General features: G+C 37.8%; 17 protein-coding genes. 4 read left to right on the top strand and 13 right to left on the bottom strand.

Going from position 1 to position 18,214, the window contains the following annotated elements; translation table 11 throughout:
- Positions 1-24: 24 nt before the first annotated feature.
- From ACY45D_RS11815 to ybgC, 5 genes are all read right to left on the bottom strand, one after another.
- On the bottom strand, positions 25-462 hold the full coding sequence (locus ACY45D_RS11815; protein WP_463106929.1) for a hypothetical protein: 438 nt from the start codon (positions 460-462) through the stop codon (positions 25-27).
- Positions 463-531: 69 nt separating this feature from the next.
- Positions 532-1,842, bottom strand: coding sequence for a cell envelope integrity protein TolA (tolA, locus tag ACY45D_RS11810; protein WP_463106928.1), 1,311 nt, complete (start codon positions 1,840-1,842; stop codon positions 532-534).
- A 3-nt stretch (positions 1,843-1,845) separates the two neighbouring features.
- Positions 1,846-2,298, bottom strand: coding sequence for a protein TolR (gene tolR, locus ACY45D_RS11805; protein ID WP_463106927.1), 453 nt, complete (start codon positions 2,296-2,298; stop codon positions 1,846-1,848).
- A 2-nt stretch (positions 2,299-2,300) separates the two neighbouring features.
- Positions 2,301-2,999 (bottom strand): protein TolQ, encoded by a 699-nt coding sequence (gene tolQ / locus ACY45D_RS11800; RefSeq protein WP_463106926.1) that lies wholly within the window; start codon positions 2,997-2,999, stop codon positions 2,301-2,303.
- Positions 3,000-3,023: 24 nt separating this feature from the next.
- Positions 3,024-3,431, bottom strand: a complete 408-nt coding sequence (gene ybgC / locus ACY45D_RS11795) for a tol-pal system-associated acyl-CoA thioesterase (protein ID WP_120383686.1) — start codon at positions 3,429-3,431, stop codon at positions 3,024-3,026.
- Between the two features lie 248 nt (positions 3,432-3,679).
- Here ybgC and ACY45D_RS11790 point away from each other — a divergent pair, with 248 nt between their 5' ends.
- The gene (locus tag ACY45D_RS11790) at positions 3,680-4,264 is read left to right on the top strand and encodes a hypothetical protein (protein ID WP_463106925.1); all 585 of its coding nucleotides are present in this window, start codon (positions 3,680-3,682) and stop codon (positions 4,262-4,264) included.
- Positions 4,265-4,340: 76 nt separating this feature from the next.
- A complete protein-coding gene (locus ACY45D_RS11785) occupies positions 4,341-5,201 on the top strand; it encodes an arylamine N-acetyltransferase family protein (protein ID WP_463106924.1) in 861 nt (286 codons plus the stop codon).
- Positions 5,202-5,241: 40 nt separating this feature from the next.
- Here ACY45D_RS11785 and ruvB read toward each other — a convergent pair whose 3' ends face one another.
- The 6 genes from ruvB to ACY45D_RS11755 all read right to left on the bottom strand — a co-directional run bounded on the left by ruvB (position 5,242) and on the right by ACY45D_RS11755 (position 10,481).
- Positions 5,242-6,246, bottom strand: a complete 1,005-nt coding sequence (ruvB, locus tag ACY45D_RS11780) for a Holliday junction branch migration DNA helicase RuvB (RefSeq protein WP_463106923.1) — start codon at positions 6,244-6,246, stop codon at positions 5,242-5,244.
- Between the two features lie 17 nt (positions 6,247-6,263).
- Positions 6,264-6,866 (bottom strand): Holliday junction branch migration protein RuvA, encoded by a 603-nt coding sequence (ruvA, locus tag ACY45D_RS11775; RefSeq protein WP_463106922.1) that lies wholly within the window; start codon positions 6,864-6,866, stop codon positions 6,264-6,266.
- Between the two features lie 119 nt (positions 6,867-6,985).
- The gene (locus tag ACY45D_RS11770; RefSeq protein ID WP_463106921.1) at positions 6,986-8,326 is read right to left on the bottom strand and encodes a deoxyguanosinetriphosphate triphosphohydrolase; all 1,341 of its coding nucleotides are present in this window, start codon (positions 8,324-8,326) and stop codon (positions 6,986-6,988) included.
- An 80-nt stretch (positions 8,327-8,406) separates the two neighbouring features.
- Positions 8,407-8,919: an SMI1/KNR4 family protein gene (locus ACY45D_RS11765; protein WP_463106920.1), complete on the bottom strand. Its 513-nt coding sequence runs from the start codon at positions 8,917-8,919 to the stop codon at positions 8,407-8,409.
- A gap of 222 nt (positions 8,920-9,141) precedes the next feature.
- Positions 9,142-9,360 carry a hypothetical protein gene (locus ACY45D_RS11760; RefSeq protein ID WP_463106919.1) on the bottom strand — a complete coding sequence of 73 codons (219 nt, stop codon included), beginning with the start codon at positions 9,358-9,360 and terminating at the stop codon, positions 9,142-9,144.
- Positions 9,361-9,383: 23 nt separating this feature from the next.
- Positions 9,384-10,481, bottom strand: a complete 1,098-nt coding sequence (locus tag ACY45D_RS11755; RefSeq protein WP_463106918.1) for a radical SAM/SPASM domain-containing protein — start codon at positions 10,479-10,481, stop codon at positions 9,384-9,386.
- A gap of 967 nt (positions 10,482-11,448) precedes the next feature.
- On the opposite strand from ACY45D_RS11755, the gene purL reads away from it, so the two are divergent.
- Together purL and ACY45D_RS11745 are read left to right on the top strand one after the other, a co-directional pair.
- Positions 11,449-15,282, top strand: coding sequence for a phosphoribosylformylglycinamidine synthase (gene purL, locus ACY45D_RS11750; RefSeq protein WP_463106917.1), 3,834 nt, complete (start codon positions 11,449-11,451; stop codon positions 15,280-15,282).
- 467 nt (positions 15,283-15,749) lie between these two features.
- Positions 15,750-15,875 carry a KGW motif small protein gene (locus tag ACY45D_RS11745; protein WP_463106916.1) on the top strand — a complete coding sequence of 42 codons (126 nt, stop codon included), beginning with the start codon at positions 15,750-15,752 and terminating at the stop codon, positions 15,873-15,875.
- Between the two features lie 39 nt (positions 15,876-15,914).
- Here the strand turns inward: ACY45D_RS11745 and ACY45D_RS11740 are convergent, their stop codons facing one another.
- Positions 15,915-16,511 (bottom strand): DUF3885 domain-containing protein, encoded by a 597-nt coding sequence (locus tag ACY45D_RS11740; protein WP_463106915.1) that lies wholly within the window; start codon positions 16,509-16,511, stop codon positions 15,915-15,917.
- Positions 16,512-16,683: 172 nt separating this feature from the next.
- Entirely contained in the window at positions 16,684-17,973 is a 1,290-nt protein-coding gene (gltP, locus tag ACY45D_RS11735; RefSeq protein ID WP_463106914.1) for a glutamate/aspartate:proton symporter GltP, read from the bottom strand.
- Positions 17,974-18,214 lie beyond the last annotated feature (241 nt).

Raw genomic sequence — 18,214 nt, 5'->3', positions numbered from 1 at the left:
AAGCATGTAATTATGTACAAAAGATTAAAGTAGTTTAGTTTCGCTATAAAAAACGAACTCAATTTTATTGCAAAGGTGAATTTTACTTTCATCTTTAGGTATATCAAATGGTACGGATTTAAAAATAGCTTTTTTTATTGCTTGAACCGTAATGTCATTATTGCGTCCATTGGTTTGAATTCTTTTAATTTTTCCATCATCTTTAAATTCAACCAGCACCTGTAGATTTTGGTTGGAAGCGGTGAAGGGTAATTTTAGATTATCCATAATTTTCTGTAAATTATTGGTATGGCAAGTGAGTAATTGAGGCGTATTAATCAGTGTTAATGGTAGGTGAGTGACAGTTAAAGGCTCACCAGATGAATCTCGGTTTTGTTGACTCTGTGTATCTGTAGCTTGTTCTGCAAAAGTAGCAGAAGATAAAGTGAGTATGCTGATTAAGCTGAAGATTTTCCAATTCATTTTTATTGTTCCCAAAATGCTAACAACTCCAAAATAGCATAAACCCTGCCGAAGCAGGGTTTAAAATATTCACTTCACAGTAAATGTAGCACTAAAGCTTCGTGCTTCACGACGTGCATCGGGATCTGAAGGCATCGGGAATGGTGCAGCATTTCTGACTGCCTGTTCTACACTGGCTTTCACATCTGGGTCAGAAGCATTTACAATCACAGAAGCAACACCACCGCTCTCTGTTAATGTGACTCGAGCAGTTGCTTTTTGTCCAGATGAACCTGCAGGCATGCGCCATGCATTACGAACTTTATTTTCAAAGTCACGTTTTGCAGAAGAAGCAATTTTTCTAGCTTCTGCTTTTTTATTGGCAGCTGCTTCTTTGGCTTTTTCAGCCGCAGATGCTTTCTCTTCATCTAATTCACGTGCTAAATCAGCTTTGCGTTTAGCTTCTGCATCGGCTTTGGCTTTGTTTGCTGCATCCGTTTTTGCTTTTGCAGCAGCATCAGCTTTGGCTTTATTCGCTGCATCCGTTTTGGCTTTTGCAGCAGTGTCGGCTTTGGCTTTGTTTGCTGCATCCGTTTTTGCTTTTGCAGCAGCATCAGCTTTGGCTTTATTCGCTGCATCCGTTTTCGCTTTTGCAGCAGCATCAGCTTTGGCTTTATTCGCTGCATCCGTTTTGGCTTTTGCGGCAGTGTCGGCTTTAGCTTTATTTGCTGCATCCGTTTTGGCTTTTGCAGCAGCGTCCGCTTTAGCCTGACGCGCTTTTTCTGCTGCTTCTGCATTACGTTTAGCTTGTTCATTAAGTTTCAACTGATGTGCTTTTTCAGCGGCATCGGCTTTGGCTTTTTGAAGGGCTTCTTGTTTTGCTTTGGCAGCAGCTTCAGCTTTTACGACAGCATCTGCTTTCGCTTGTTGCATGATTTCCGCAGCTTTTTGTTTTGCCTTTTCAGCGGCATCTGCCTTAGCTTGCGCTAATTTGGCTGCTTTTTCTTGTGCCATTTGTGCAGCGGCTGCTTGCTGTTGAAGTGCTACAGCTTTGGCTTCTTCGGCTGCTTTTTTCATCTCAGCAGCTTTCGTATCTTCTGGCTTGGGTTTGTTTTCAGTTGGAATGACAGGTGCAGTTGGATTTGGTTCAGCCGTTTGTTGAACGTGTTCCGCAACTTTGGTATCCGCTGTTTCTTGAGAATCAGTTTGTTCTAACGGTTTTGCTTCAAGTGGTGGCAAATCTTCTGGCTTGATCAACACCGTTTTAATCTGTTTGGGTGGTTCAGGTGGCTTACTTAAACCGAGAAAAAGTAAACCTGTTATTGCCACCACATGGATTCCAAAGGTAAATCCAAGCGCAATCGCTTTTTCTTTAGACTGTGGCTTTTGAATATTTTTCATAACTTACTTTACAGGCTCAGTCAGTAACCCAACTTGGCTTAAACCCGCATCTTGAAGGGCAGCCATGAGTTTGATGACTTCACCATAAGGGCGTGATTCACTACCATTAATTAACACGGTTAATTGTTTTTTGTCAGTTTCAGCTTGTTTTTGATTTTCCACTAAGACTGCTTTTAACTCGTCTAGTGTCATTACATCATTTTTATGCACTTTGTCTTCGAGTTTAATCGTACCATCAGCCTCTAAAGTGACAATCGCAGGGCGCTCATCTTGAGAAGGAATTGGGTTGTTATTGGCCTGTGGTAAATCAACTTTTACCCCAGTGGTAATCATAGGTGCTGTGACCATGAAAATAACCAATAAAACTAACATGACGTCGATATAAGGAACGACATTCATATCACTCTTAAGAGGTTTCTTGACACGGTCAAAGCGACCTGAACGTTGGATTGCCATTGTTATTCAGCTTCCTGTGTAGTTCCCACAGACTGACGTTGTAATAGCGCCACCATTTCTTCTGCAAATAATGCACGATCTGAATAGATTTCTTCGCCTTTAGCTGTGTAATGGTTAAATGCCAATACAGCAGGAATTGCAGCAAAAAGACCAATCGCTGTTGCAATCAACGCCTCGGCAATACCAGGAGCAACGGTAGCAAGTGTAACTTGGTCGACCTGAGCTAAACCAATGAATGCATTCATAATACCCCAAACGGTACCAAATAAACCAACATAGGGTGCAACTGAGCCTATACTGGCTAAGGCGCTTAAACCCTGTTCTAAACGGCTTTGGTCACGGCTTAAACCGACACGTAGAATACGTTCAGTACCTTCGATCATTGACGAAGTTTCCACATGGCGTTTTTTGAGTTTTAAGAATTCACTTAAACCTTGATAAAAAATATCTTCTAAACCATCACGTTTAGAGTTGAGTTGAGCATTGTTATATAACGTATTCAGTTCAGCGCCAGACCAGAAGATTTTTTGGAAATGATTATCTCCTTGTCTTGCGCGTTTATAGCCCATATGTAACTTGGCAATCAAATACCAACTAAAAACAGATGCCAGTACTAAAACCAGCATGACCAATTGAACCACAGGGCTCGCTTGTAAAATTAAATCAGAGATGTGTAGAGAAGATTCTAGTTGTGTTGCCATAAGTTACATGTGCCAATAGTATTTTTATTCGTGAGCTAATTCTCGAAGAATTAAATCACGGATTTCGTCAGGAATTCTGCGAGGTTTCATGTCTGTACTTAAACATGCCAATTCTACCTCACCAGAAGCAAGCATGATTTCACCACGATATATATTTTGTTGCAATACAAATGACGAAGCTTTACATGAAACTACACTTGCTGTAACAGTAATAAGATCATCCATAAGTATAGGGCGTGAATATTTCAATGCAATTTTATGTACCACAAAATTGTAATCTTTTTGATGCCAATAGTGGTCAATACCAGATGCGCGCAACCATTCGGTACGAGCACGCTCCATAAAACGGATATGATTGGCATGATATACGATACCACCAGCATCTGTATCTTCTATATATACACGGATTTGAAATTCAAATTTGTTTGCCATGATGGTGATCCACTTCTTAATTCAGTTTTCTGATTAATCACTTGAATGTTGGAAGTATCATTTGAGAGAAATGAGCCATTCCAATCGGAATTCAAGTTATATAATGCGTGGCAGTTTAGCACTCTGATTTTTCAGTCCAATGGCACAAGGTGTCATTTCTTTTTAGGCTGAAATATTTTGTCTAAATCTTATTTGCCCATAGAATGATTGACGGGATTTATAAATAATAAAAATTGAGAAAATGTCTGATGAAACGATTTATCTATATATTGATGAGCGTGCTATTGGTTTATGGCTTATGGGTACATTGGCTTAAGCCCAATAAAGGGATTATGGAGGCGGATCATTATCAAGAGATCAATGAACACATCAAAACCTTTGATCAATATACAATTGAAAACTTATCTGTATTTGAAGGAGAGTTTCGGGTTCTGTCACGTGAAGACTATAGCATGGGGCGTGAAGCAGAAATTAGCCCAGTAGATTTTGCTTTAGGGTGGGGAAAAATGGCAGAACCTCAAATTTACAAACAACTTTCCTTTCGACAAAGTAATCGATGGTCTTATTGGCGTTATGAAAATGCACCACCTATCGATGTTAGAGAAATAGAAACACACAGTGCAAATATGCATATCATTCCTGCAAATAAAGAAATTGCAAAACAAATATCTAAGGTCGATCAGGATGATTTAATTTATTTACAAGGGCATCTTGTTGAGGTTCGTGCACAGGATGGTTGGGTATGGCGTAGTTCTTTGACTCGTGAAGATACTGGAAATGGTGCTTGTGAATTATTTTTGGTTGAAAATATAAGAATAATAACAAGTACTTGATATTACAAATACAGAGTGTTAAGTATTTACTCACTGGATGATGAATCGTTACTGAAAATAGAGGAAGTTTTCAATTATGGGAAAGACAAATAATGTTTCACAATTATATTTACAAAAATTGGGTATAACTAACGCAATTGTTGAGCCAACACTAGAGAATTTAAATCAACTTTTAGAGTTACATGTACAGAATATTGCCTTTGGAAATTTTAATCCTTTTCTAGGTTTACCCGTAGAATTAGATCTTACAACATTGGTTGAAAAGATTTTAGTGCAAGGTCGAGATGCTTATTGTTTTGAACATAATGTCTTAGCGAAACATGTCTTGAATGAGCTAGGTTATGATGTTTTTAATGTACTGTGTCGCGTTTATTATAAAAGTCATCCTAGTGAGGCACCTGCAAAGTCACATTTAGTGACTATTGTCCGTTTAAATGGTGAGCTGTATTTATTTGATCCAGGTTTCGGAGGAATGACGCCTACAAGTGTTTTGACGATTCATTCTTTAGAAACACCGCAAGTCACTTTAAACGAATCATTCCGTTTTATTCAAGTGAAGGACAGTGGAATTGCTGAGTCAGCACGATTCGATATGAAATATATGCTTCAAGTTTGTGTTTCTGGTGAATGGGGAAATGTCTATGCATTTAATCCAGAACAGATCGCTGCTGATTCTGATATCAAAATTGCAAATTGGTTTATGTCTACATATCCCAAGTGTTCATTTACTCGAAATTTAATTTTATCGATCGTAAAGCAAGATAAACGTTATAATTTTAGCAATGGTGTTTTAAATATTCATCATAAGAATAATCAAACACAGCAACAGATTATAAAGAGTGACGATGAATTAAAAGAAATTTTTATTTCGATTTTTAAACTTAACCTTGATGCACTCAATATTGATGATGCCATTCATAAATTTCAAGCGCTTTAAAAGCGAGCTTAGATAAATGAACAGCATCATCAATGATTATTTAAGCCTTTGGCTCAGGTGGTGTCATTCCAAACTGTAAATAAGCTTGGTTGGTTGCAATACGCCCACGTGCAGTACGCATGGCATAACCTTGTTGAATTAAATATGGCTCAATCACATCTTCCAATGTGCCAGAATCTTCAGCCATCGCAGCAGCCAAAGCTTCTACACCAGCAGGGCCACCATCGAAACGCTCTAGTAACATCGATAAATAACGACGGTCTAATGTATCTAAACCATCTTTATCCACATTCAACATATCTAAAGCGCGTTGCGCCATCTCTTGTGTGACTTCACCTGTGCCTTTGACTTGCGCATAGTCACGTACACGACGTAATAAACGGTTGGCAATGCGTGGTGTGCCACGAGCACGGCGAGCGATTTCTAAAGCACCATCGGCTGTGGTTGGTACATCCATTAACGAAGCCGAACGTGCAACAATATGCGTTAAATCTTCAACTGAATAAAACTCTAAACGTTGCACAATCCCGAAACGATCACGTAAAGGTGAGGTCAATAAACCTGCACGAGTCGTTGCTGCAACCAATGTAAAAGGGGGCAGATCCAATTTAATAGAACGCGCTCCGGGGCCTTCACCAATCATAATATCGAGTTGGTAATCTTCCATCGCAGGATAGAGAATTTCTTCAATCACGGGTGAAAGACGATGAATTTCATCGATAAATAAAACATCACCTTCTTCAAGATTGGTCAACATTGCAGCTAAATCACCAGCACGTTCTAAGACTGGTCCAGAGGTTGATTTGAGATTTCCGCCCATTTCACGTGCAATGATATTAGCCAAGGTAGTTTTGCCTAAACCCGGTGGGCCAAATATTAAAGTGTGATCTAGCGCTTCGCCACGACCACGTGCCGCGCCAATAAAAATTTCCATTTGTTCACGAACCACTGGTTGACCGATATAGTCATCGAGTGAAGTCGGACGGATGGCACGATCAAAATGATCTTCTGGTTTTTCAGAACCACTGATTAAACGATCTTGCATGATTGTCTTAATCTATCTTATTTATTCATGGATTTAAGGGCAGCACGAATGATATCACTTGCTTCAGTAAAATCACCTTTAGCGGCATTGACTAATTTCTGTGCTTCCAAAGGTTTATAACCTAAAGATTGTAAAGCTGCTTCAGCTTCTGCAACGGCTGAATTTCCTGTAAATTGAATTTGTTCAACAGTTGAGTTGCTCGGAATCGTACCAGATGACATGGCTTTAAAACGATCACGTAATTCAATCATTAACCGTTCAGCAGTTTTTTTACCTACACCGGGCACTTTCACAAGGGTATTTACATCTTCATGTTCAACGGTATGAATGAGCATTTCCACACTTAAGGTAGAAAGAATACCTAAAGCCATTTTCGGGCCTACGCCGTTAACTTTTAGAAGGGTACGGAAAATGGTTTTCTCTTGAGCATTTGAAAAACCATATAACAGCTGCGCATCTTCACGAACAGCCAAATGCGTCCATAGCGTGACTTCTTGACCTTTTTGCAATTGGCAAAAAGTTGAAAGTGGCGTGTCAATTTCATAACCCACACCATTTACATTTAACAGTACAGTCGGTGCTTCTAATGCAAAGACTTCACCAATAAGACATCCGATCATGAATATTGTTCACTTTTAAAATTGTGAAACTAAGCTGCTTGAAAACTCAGTTTGTTTATTGAATTGTCAGAGTATAACCAAAACTGTGAGTGACCTATACTCAAAATGATTCGGATGATTTAAAAGAAACCAACCTTATTACCTTGTAACTCTTGCGCTAAGTTATATGCCTGATGATCTGAAAATTTACTGACAATATCCAAAACTTGCATAATATTGTCATAGTGATCATCACTAAAACGTGCACCAAAACGCTCTAAAATAGACATGAGGCGACTATCTTTAAAGCTTAAAGTTTTATTGGGTGTGGTCAATGGAATAAATGCATCTAAAATGTGTTGCAAACTTTGATGTGCAATAATTTCCAAACCAGATTTTTGTGGATGTTCAAAAATCTTTTCACGAGCAAGATTTTTAGCACGGTCAATGCCAATTTCAATGTCCTGTGCGCAATATTGCAATAGTGAGCCTTTTAATTGACCCGATAGAATTTGAAAATGATGTCGTGCAAAAGCAGTGGTCACTTCATCGACTAAACGTTTCATCACACGACCACGCAAAGCAGCAATTTTCTGTTGCCATGTGGTATAAGGCATGCTGAGTTCAGAAGGTATTCCAAAATCGCCAATCAAATCGAGAAAGATCGGCTCAACTTCTTCATAAGACAGCATATTCAAAATAATGCCATCTTCTAAATCAATAAGCGCATAACAAATATCATCCGCAGCTTCTAAAAGATAGGTGAGGGGATGACGGCAGTAATGATATTCACCGAGTTGAATGAGACCAAGCTGATCTGCAATTTGTTTAAGAATATCTTTCTCTGCTTGGTAACAACCAAATTTTGCACGTTTATTTGCAGGTGTATCACCTTGCGATTCAATGGTTTTTGAAAGCCAAGGATACTTTAAGTAAGCCCCTAACGTTGCGTAAGTTAGGCGCATACCGCCATCATTAGGATGGTAGTCAATTTTTGTTAGCAGTCTTAAACCTTGTGCATTGCCTTCGAATTGGCGTACATCGGCTTGTTGCTCTGGGCTCAAATCTTTAAGAAAGTCTGTATGTGAAGCATCATCAAACCATTCTCGAACCGCATATTCACCTGCATGCCCAAAAGGCGGATTACCAATATCATGTGCTAAACATGCTGCTTGAATGATTGCACCAACATCGGCAGGGGAAATCCACATAGGTAATTCATCTTTAATTTTCTCCGCCGCCAACATGCCCAATGATCGTCCAATACATGAAACTTCAAGAGAGTGCGTTAAGCGGGTATGGATACCATCATGTTGTGTCAGTGGATGAACCTGAGTTTTACGATTCAGTTGTCTAAAGCTTTGTGAAAATATAATACGGTCATAATCTTTATGAAAAGGGCTACGTGCCTGTTCTGTATTTTGTTTTTTACTACCCATTCGAACTGTTGAGAGTAGTTCTAACCAACGCATTTGAGTCATTTATCGTTATTCAGTTATTGCTTATTTGCATCATGCCAAATTTATGGTGAATGTTCTAGGGGAGAGCGACATAAGTTGTCTTAATCAATTTTAGAGTTTTGGATTTCCCAATATTTTCCGCCATTATTCTGAAAATAATTGATGATGAAATCATAAAAATTCGTTTCAATAATTTGCCATTCATTCCTTGGTGAAATGGGGCAAACAATTATGATTGTTCCAAAATCCGCTATGCTTGGATCAAGCCTTACTAAAAGTTTCTCACCATCACCTAAAAATTCACCAATAATACGGTCACCAGTTAAAGCGTCATCGTATCTATCCTCAAAGAACGCAGCTGTAATTCTTTGAATTAGATGCAAATCAAGTAGATGTAAGCCCCATTGACCATATGTTGCATCTTGAAATAGATATGCACCATTTGATTGTTTGAAAAACTCATTGAGTTCATTAGGAAAGTTAAATTTTAATAATTGCGAGGCTTCTACGCCATGATGAAATAGACATCTAAAACCTAGATCGGAGCTAATACTTGAATTATTCTTTGGAAATAAGTATTGGTTTTGAGTGTTTGCAATAAGTTCTTTGTACATTTTAATCCATTTAATGTTTCAATCTATTTGAAAAAAGAATATTCAAAATGATGTCTGAATAATATGCCTGAAATTTTACTTAAGTTTAATGACATTATTCTTTTTGAGTAAGAAGAATTTAGTTACCCAAAGACCTTTTATGGAATGAATTACAATGAACAACATATTAATAATGCTGTTCATTGCTTATTTAGTTATATATTAAAATTAAGACCAGAGAAACTAACCAACAATCGTAATAATATTGGTGGTTGCTCTGAGTCCATCCAAAAACTTTTTACCGTCACGTAAATCAAGATTTAAATTGAGTTGATCTAGAACTTTAGGGTCTTGAATATCAACCCCGCTACGTTCTAGTGTCCCTAATAGATCTGCAAGAAACCGAGTCCGCGCGATAGGATTGGTTTCAAGTTTTTTTTGCAAAGCTTTCATATCATTCATGATTTTTTATTCCTTTTAAAACATTAAGTTATGATTTCTTCTACTACAGACGTCGCTTTGTCTATACCCAATAACTCAACGACGATTTCAAGTGCATGAGAGACTTTTTCCTTCTCATACTCTGAAATAACTTGCAATACCTCACTGCACATCGCTTTATCTTTAAAAATAGCGTTGCATAAACTGCATGGCCCGACTACATCTTGAGCCTGAGGGAGTTGCGTATATAGATGTGGCGCTCGGCTATGTAAAATTGAATACAGCTCTCCAAAGCCTTGCCTTTTCATTATTCTAAACAGTAAAGAACCTTCTATTTTTTCCCAAATTTCTCGTAAAGATAGATCATGGGCATTACCCACTTTTATACCGGGTGTGGCTCGATTAAATGTAGAGCAACAAGGGTAAACCGAACCATCATGCCAAATGACAATGTCATGATTGACTCTGCGGTAACAGCAAAGATCTTCTGTGTCCAAAGACAAACCATAGCGTTGTTGAGTAATGTCCCATTTTTTTGCCATTCCTACTTTTGCGACATATTTGGTCAATAAAGAAACTTTCGGTAAATCAATTGCTTCAGGTAAGAAGGATTCTAATGAATCATGAATACTATTGAATGTGCCAACAACATAAGTGGCGATACCCAGTTCACTTGCCGCACGGACAGCATTCATAACAATCGCTTTGTCTACAAATTTCATGTGACTTGGATCGTGGCTAATATTTAACCGAATTAGCCCTTTATTTTTTAAATAACCTAATAACTCCTTACTATAAGCATCGTCTACAGCCCAATGTGCCGCAGTTGCAATGGTAAAAGGTAGATTGACTTCATCAAGTACGTCAGCTAAAGCACAGATTTCTTCAGGGAAAAGTAAAGGTTCACCACCTGTAAAACCAACAGATGAAAATGTATCGAGCTCAGCGGCCTCTCTAATCAGCCTTTCGGCCAATTCAAAAGGCATTTTTTCTTTACGATTTGGGTTACATCCGTAACAACAAAAATCGCAAGCTAAGGCACATTTCATTGTGTAATTCAGGACTAAAACATCATTTTCTTTTCCTTCCCAATCATGCACTTCGGTTGGAATCCATTCTTTGAGTTTAAGCTTTTTCATCATTATTCTGACTTAAAAATGCCTAATGTATGGGCGGTAATTAAAACTAGATTATTTATTGAATATGCATGTTATTTAATTGTATGGTTGATATTGTTTTTTGAAATTAGAAAATCATATTTAAAAGGGATTTTTAGGGTTTTAAAACTTTTGTTATATTTTATTAATATGATTATTTATGTTAATAGTATTTTTATTTTAATTACCATATTTTTTTACTACGATTTAGAATTAATTTAACTTTATGTTTTGGTGTTGATATTATTTTTAGTGTGTGCGGAGAAAGGTTATTTTTACGCTTAATTGTTAATTTTTTCTTAACTTTAAATTAAATAAAAATTCAATATATTGTTATTTATATTGAATAACAGTGGTTTGAATTTATTTTTATAGCCTTTAAAACTTGGTTTTTTAAACCGGTGTAATTGTTGGGTTTATTTTAAATTCTGAATGATTGTATTTTTGAAAATTAAAATATTTTAGATAAGAAAATAAGTTGAAAATTAAATACTCTATAATTTAGAGTGATATATAGGTTTTTATGAATTTCTGTTTTTGATATTTATGGTTATGGAGATATGTTTTTATCAATATTTTAATGATTTTGACCAATATTTTAAAAATAAAGTACTGAGGTCCATCTAAATATTTTGATTATGTTTGATTGAATTTTATGAAAGATATACGTGCTTATAAAAAAAGCTAAGTTTATAACGATCAGATTTAAAAATTAAAGTATCAAAAACACATCCAACGAAGCTCTAGTGACGCGATGTCTGAAAAATATTTGTTACCATTTACATTGAAATTAAAGCAATGAACGTAAAAGCAAGTACTTGCGTGAAAAAAATCTCCGATTTTTAAAGTGGATATGACTAGCTGAAAACCTGCTTTCACAGTAGAATATGCGCTCTCTTCAAGTCACATTGAGGTAGGTTGCCTAATACCTGCCCGTGGAGCCAAAAACAGCATGTTTATCATTGCCGGTGCACCCGCACATTCTTCTTTTAAGCAAACACAACTATTAACACGTTTATCGTCTATCAGTTCTGTTCAATCAATAGAAAGCCAATGGGTCTATCTGTTTGACCAAGCGCTCAACGAGCAACAACAGCAATCTGCTTTACAGCTCTTAAATGACGGGACAAGCTTCCAAGTTCGTCAAGCTGCAAAAGATGAAGTCCAAATTTTAGTTACACCACGTGTGGGTACTATTTCACCGTGGTCATCTAAGGCAACAGATATTTTTGCCAATTGTAATACTCCAATACACCGCCTTGAACGCGGTGTTTTGTTTACTTTAAAAGGTATTTCAGAAGTATCTGACCAAGTAAAACAAGTTCTGCATGACCGTATGACGGAAAGTGTATTCAATCAAATGGACGAGGCTGCTGCATTATTCTCTGAAACAGCGCCAAAACCTTTAAATTCGATTGATATTTTAGGTCAGGGTAAAGACGCTTTGGTTAAAGCCAATTCTGAGTTTGGTTTTGCACTGTCAAATGAAGAAATTGATTACTTAACGGCTGCATTTAATAAATTAGGTCGTAATCCAAACGATATTGAATTGATGATGTTTGCTCAAGCAAACTCTGAGCATTGTCGTCATAAAATCTTTGGTTCTGAATGGACAATTGATGGTGAAGTTCAACCATTGTCATTGTTCCAAATGATTAAAAACACCTATAAAGAGTCACCTACAGATGTATTGTCAGCATATAAGGACAATGCTTCAGTGATTGTTGGTTTTGACACGCAACGTTTCTATCCGAAAAAAGACGAAGCGACAGGTCACCACATTTATAAATACAAGAGCCAAGCTGCCCACATTTTAATGAAAGTGGAAACCCACAACCATCCAACAGCAATTGCACCCTTTGCAGGTGCTGCAACAGGTTCAGGTGGTGAAATTCGTGATGAAGGCGCGACAGGACGTGGTGGTAAACCAAAAGCAGGTTTAACTGGTTTCACGGTTTCAAACTTGAATATTCCGGGTTTTGAACAACCTTGGGAAGAGAATTACGGCAAACCATCTCGTATGGCGTCTCCATTACAGATCATGATTGATGGTCCTTTAGGTGGTGCAGCATTTAACAACGAGTTTGGTCGTCCTGCATTGAATGGTTATTTCCGTACCTTTGAACAAAATGTCAATGGTGATGTAAAAGGTTTCCATAAGCCAATTATGATTGCAGGTGGTTACGGGAATATTCGCCCTGACCACGTAGAAAAAGATGCAATTCAACCGGGCGATTTACTGATTGTTCTCGGCGGTCCTGCAATGCTGATTGGTTTAGGTGGTGGTGCAGCGTCTTCTGTAGATAGCGGTAAATTGGGTGAAAACTTAGATTTTGCATCTGTACAACGTGAAAACCCTGAAATGGAGCGCCGTTGCCAAGAAGTGATCGATGCTTGTTGGAGAATGGAAGACTTCAACCCAATCGTGTCTGTACATGATGTAGGGGCGGGTGGTGTTTCTAATGCGATGCCTGAATTGGTCAATGACCATGAACTTGGTGCGATCCTTGATCTTCGTAAGATTCCATCACTTGAGCCTGGTATGTCTCCGATGGAAATCTGGTCAAATGAAGCGCAAGAACGTTATGTCTTAGCGATTCACCCAAGTTCTTTAGAATTATTTGAATCAATCTGTGCACGTGAACGTTGCCCATTTGCAGTACTTGGTGAAGCCACTGAAGCACGTCAATTGACAGTGAACGATCCATTATTCGATAACAAAGCTGTGGATATGCCAATGCAGGTGATGCTTGGCGGCACACCACGCATGAGCCGTTCATATGAAACTGTAGAGCGCAAAGGCGATGCTTTTGATGCATCTAAAGTTGATTTAAAAGATGCGATTTTCCGTGTACTTAAAAACCCTACAGTTGCATCTAAATCATTCTTGATTACGATTGGCGACCGTTCAATTACAGGTATGGTTGCACGTGACCAAATGGTTGGACGTTGGCAAGTTCCTGTTGCAGATGCTGCGGTAACCACAACAAGTTTGCAAGGTTATACAGGCGAAGCAATGGCAATGGGTGAACGTCCACCTGTGGCATTGTTAAATCCTGCTGCTTCAGCACGTTTGGCTGTTGCAGAAGCGATTAGTAATATCATGTGTGCCAATATTGAACAGATCAGTGACATTAAGTTGTCTGCGAACTGGATGGCAGCAGCAGGTCAAAAAGGTGAAGACCAAGCGCTATTCGAAGGCGTAAAAGCCATTGGTATGGAAATGTGTCCAGCTTTAGGGATCGCTATTCCTGTAGGTAAAGACTCATTGTCAATGCGTACCACTTGGAATGATGAAGGTGAAGATAAAGCTGTTACTTCACCAATGTCAGGTGTGATTACAGCCTTTGCACCAGTTTTAGATGTCCGTAAAACATTGACACCTGAATTGAAGAGTGAAGATTCAGTCTTAGTTCGCATTGATTTATCAAAAGGTCAGTTCCGCTTAGGTGGTTCAATCCTTGCACAAGTTTATAAAGCGATTGGCTCAGTTACTCCAGATGTCGACAGTTTTGATGACTTCAAAGCATTCTTTGCATTGGTACAAGATTGGAACAACCGTGGTCTCATCAAGGCGTACCATGACATTGGTGATGGTGGCTTATTGGCGACTGTTGCAGAAATGATGTTCGCTTCTCGTTTAGGTGTTGCTTTAGAAAATCAAACGACTGAAAGTTTATTCGCAGAAGAAATTGGCGCAGTATTACAGATTAGCCAAGCAGATTGGACAAGCTTACAAGCAGAAGTTACGACTTCAAGTTTAAGAGATGCCATTACTGTTGTGGGTACAGTAAACGATTCTGACCAGTTGTCTGTGAATGGTTTGGTGTTAGATCGTGCTGAATTACAACAAGCATGGACTGAAGTTTCACATCAAATCCAACGCTTACGTGACAACGTAGAAACTGCGGATTCTGAATTTGCGTTAATTACAGATAAAAATCATAAAGGTATTATTGCTTTACCTACATTCGATTTAAATGAGCCAGTGGAAGCACCGTATATCAACGAACGTCGCCCGAATATGGTGATTTTACGTGAACAAGGTGTCAATGGCCATGTCGAAATGGCAGCAGCATTTGATAAAGTTGGCTTTAACACAGTCGATGTTCACATGAGTGATTTACTTGCAGGTCGTGTGGATTTAGATGATTTTGAAGGTCTGGTTGCATGTGGTGGTTTCTCATACGGTGACGTCATGGGTGCTGGTGGTGGCTGGGCGAAATCAGTGTTATTTAATCCAAAGCTACGTGATCAGTTCGAAAAATTCTTTAACCGTGACAATACGTTCTCCGTCGGTATTTGTAATGGTTGTCAAATGTTGGCTCAGCTTGCTCCACTTATTCCGGGTGCAGACAACTGGCCACGTTTCCGCCGTAATACTTCAGAAGTTTTTGAAGCACGTGTTGTGAATGTTAAGGTTGAAAAATCACCATCGATTCTTTTAGAAGGTATGGAAGGTTCAATTTTACCTATCGCTGTGGCACATGGTGAAGGTCGTGCAGAAGCTTCTGCTGAAAACTTTGCATCTTTGAATGCGGGTAATCAAGTGATCTTACGTTATGTAGACAGCTTGGGTAATGAAACTCAACAATATCCATTGAACCCGAATGGTTCACCTGAAGCAATTTCAGGTGTGACGTCGAAAGATGGTCGTGCAACGATTATGATGCCACACCCTGAGCGTAATTTCCGTGCGATTCAGCATTCTTGGAAACCTGAAGAATGGACTGAAGATGGTGCATGGTTACGTATGTTCCGTAATGCACGTAAGTTTATTGGTTAATTAGAACCGATTAAATTGATTAAAAGCCCCGCAAGGGGCTTTTTTGTTTTTGAATATATTCACCCTAGAAGAAATCATGATGTAATTCTTTGTTGGCAGATAACATCATAAAATGAGCATAGTCTTGTATTGGGTTGAATAACTTAGACTAATTTGCGTCGCTGATGCCTCACTTTTTAGGGATAAAAAGTGACGAAAATCCTTTGTTGGGCGAGGGATACATCCTATATCCCCGCCCAACGGCGGCATCCATGCCGCCACGCGATAGCCGAACTATGTATAATTAAATGATGAAATAAAACAAAAGCAATTTAATTTATCTCAGGTTAATTCCATTGATGAAGCCAAGATAATTTTAGTTACAGTTAAAGCGTTGGTTTAATTATTGCTTATCCTATATTGTCTATTAAAAGATCAATGTTTTGCCCCAACAATGTTCCATAATGTAGCAAAAATGAGGTGATAAAATGATAAGAACAGTCAATTATTCAAGTGTTGATCGTATTGCCATGCGCCATAAAGGCTGGAAATGGTTTGCTGTGGTTTTAAGTTTGCAAATATTGATGATTATGATTACCTACTTTGTAAGTTGATTTTCCATTTTAATGGTTACTTATATTAAAGATAGTTTGTTATAAACCATCAGCTCTTGAAGATAACCAATCCCGATATTTTTCTTTTAGTTGTTGTTTGAAAGAGTCATCTTGGATAATAAAATCAATACCTCCATCATAAGGTGCAACGATAATATTCTTCTCAAATGAAATCAAAAAACCTTTAACTTTATCATCTGCAATTTTTAAAAGTAAATCATTGTGAATATTGGGTTGCCAATTCATTTGAACGTATAAGGACGTGAAACAAAGGTCATTTGATTCACCATCATCAAAAATTTTAGGGGCGACTTGATGTAAATTAATTGAAGGTGCTGAGTTTAAATTGTAATGAAGAATATCTTTTGGATGATATTTAGATGAATCACTTTCAGGATAAAAATAATAACCTGTAACAATATAAATAGGTGTATTTAAACCAAAACAATCGGTAATGATCTGGTTGTGTCTTGATATTAAAAGCGCAAACTCTTCTTTTGTCTCTGCATATCTTTTGGACTCAGGCAAACTATGGATGCGAAACCAAAACTCATGAAAATAATGACGAAATAAGTGCGAAATAGGTAATTTATTAGGAAATTGTGTATTCCAAAGTGAGTGAAAATTTTCCATCATTAATCATTATTTGATCTTAGGCTGTAAATTATAAGATTATTTGGAAAATTTTTGAATAAATATAAAAGGCAATAAATTTGAAACTTCATCGGTGAAGTATTTTTATATTTCTGTTTTTGAAACCGTCAAACAAAAGCCACCCGAAAGTGGCTCTTATTGATCTTAAAAAATCTTAATGTGTGGCATCAAAATTATAAGATTTTTGCTTCTCAGTATCGAATTTGCCTTCCCATTTACTAATCACAAGAACAGCAAGCGCATTACCAATCACATTCAATACAGTACGCGCCATATCTAAGATACGGTCAATACCTGCGATAAATGCAAGACCTTCAAGCGGAATACCGACGCTACCTAATGTTGCCAGCAATACAACAAAAGATACACCAGGAACACCCGCGATACCTTTAGAGGTAATCATTAAAGTGAGCACTAAAACAATTTGTTGAGTCATGCTCAAATCGATACCATAAAGCTGAGCAATGAAGATCGCCGCAATACTTTGGTACAACGTAGAACCATCTAAGTTAAAAGAATAACCGATAGGAACAACGAAACTGGTAATCGATTTTGGTGCACCGTAAGCTTCCATTTTTTCCATCATACGAGGTAAAACGGTTTCAGAGCTTGCGGTAGAGTAAGCAAGAATCAATTCATCTTTTAAGATTTTGATAATCGTCCAAATACTGAAACCACAGAATTTAGCCACAAAACCAAGCACGATAAAGATAAAGAACAAGATTGATGCATAAACCAAAACAGCGAGCTTAACTAAAGGTAAAAGTGAACTAAAACCAAAGTTTGCAACGGTTGCAGCGATCAAGCCGAATACACCGAAAGGTGCAAACATCATGATCATATGCGTTACTTTAAACATGGTTTCAGAAACAGCTCTTAACACATCAATCAAAGGCTGTTTGGTTTCTTTAGCTAAAGAACCTAAACCAATACCGAATATCACAGCAAAGAAAATGATAGGAAGCATATGTCCATCATTCATTGCAGCGAAAATATTGGATGGAATCAGCGAAAGCACAGTATTCACTAAGCCATGAGCTTGGTGGCTGACTTCCTGAGTGGTTTGTTGATATTGTGAAATGTCCGATGTCGATAATTTCGACATATCGATACCAGCACCCGGCTGGAAAACATTCGCTGCAATTAAACCAACAATAATTGCAACAGTCGTAATGACTTCAAAATAAACAATGGTTTTGAAACCTAGCTTACCAACACTTTTACTGTCCCCAGCGTTGGCAATTCCTAAAATCAGCATGGAAAGCACAAGAGGGATCACAATCATTTTAATAAGATTGATAAAAATCTTACCCAATGGTTGTAAAAAGTTAGCAACAACATTGTCACGGATTTCAGGAGAATTGTGCAGAAAAGCACCAACAAGAATACCTAGAATGAGCGCAATAACAATTTGCCAAGCTAGGCTTATTTTCATTTTCTTCATACTGAGCCCTTAAAATTCAGATTTTGGCGAAAAGGGAACACTCTATGAAAAAAACGCAAAAAAACGCCCACTAAAACATATAGATGCTTTAGGGTGGGAGATTCTGAACGTTCAGAGTATTTCGAAAATGGTCTATTTTGCGCTTATTTAGGCAACTGTACTATTTTTTTTGCATAAACTTAGTTCAATCGTTTGAAATTAGTTCAGTTTAATTTGTCGATTCGATAAATTATTATTATTT

It is taken from the genome of Acinetobacter sp. BZX-2 (assembly GCF_055179795.1).
The sequence above is the reverse complement of the archived record's forward strand: the minus strand, read 5'-3'. Positions and strand labels throughout refer to the sequence as shown.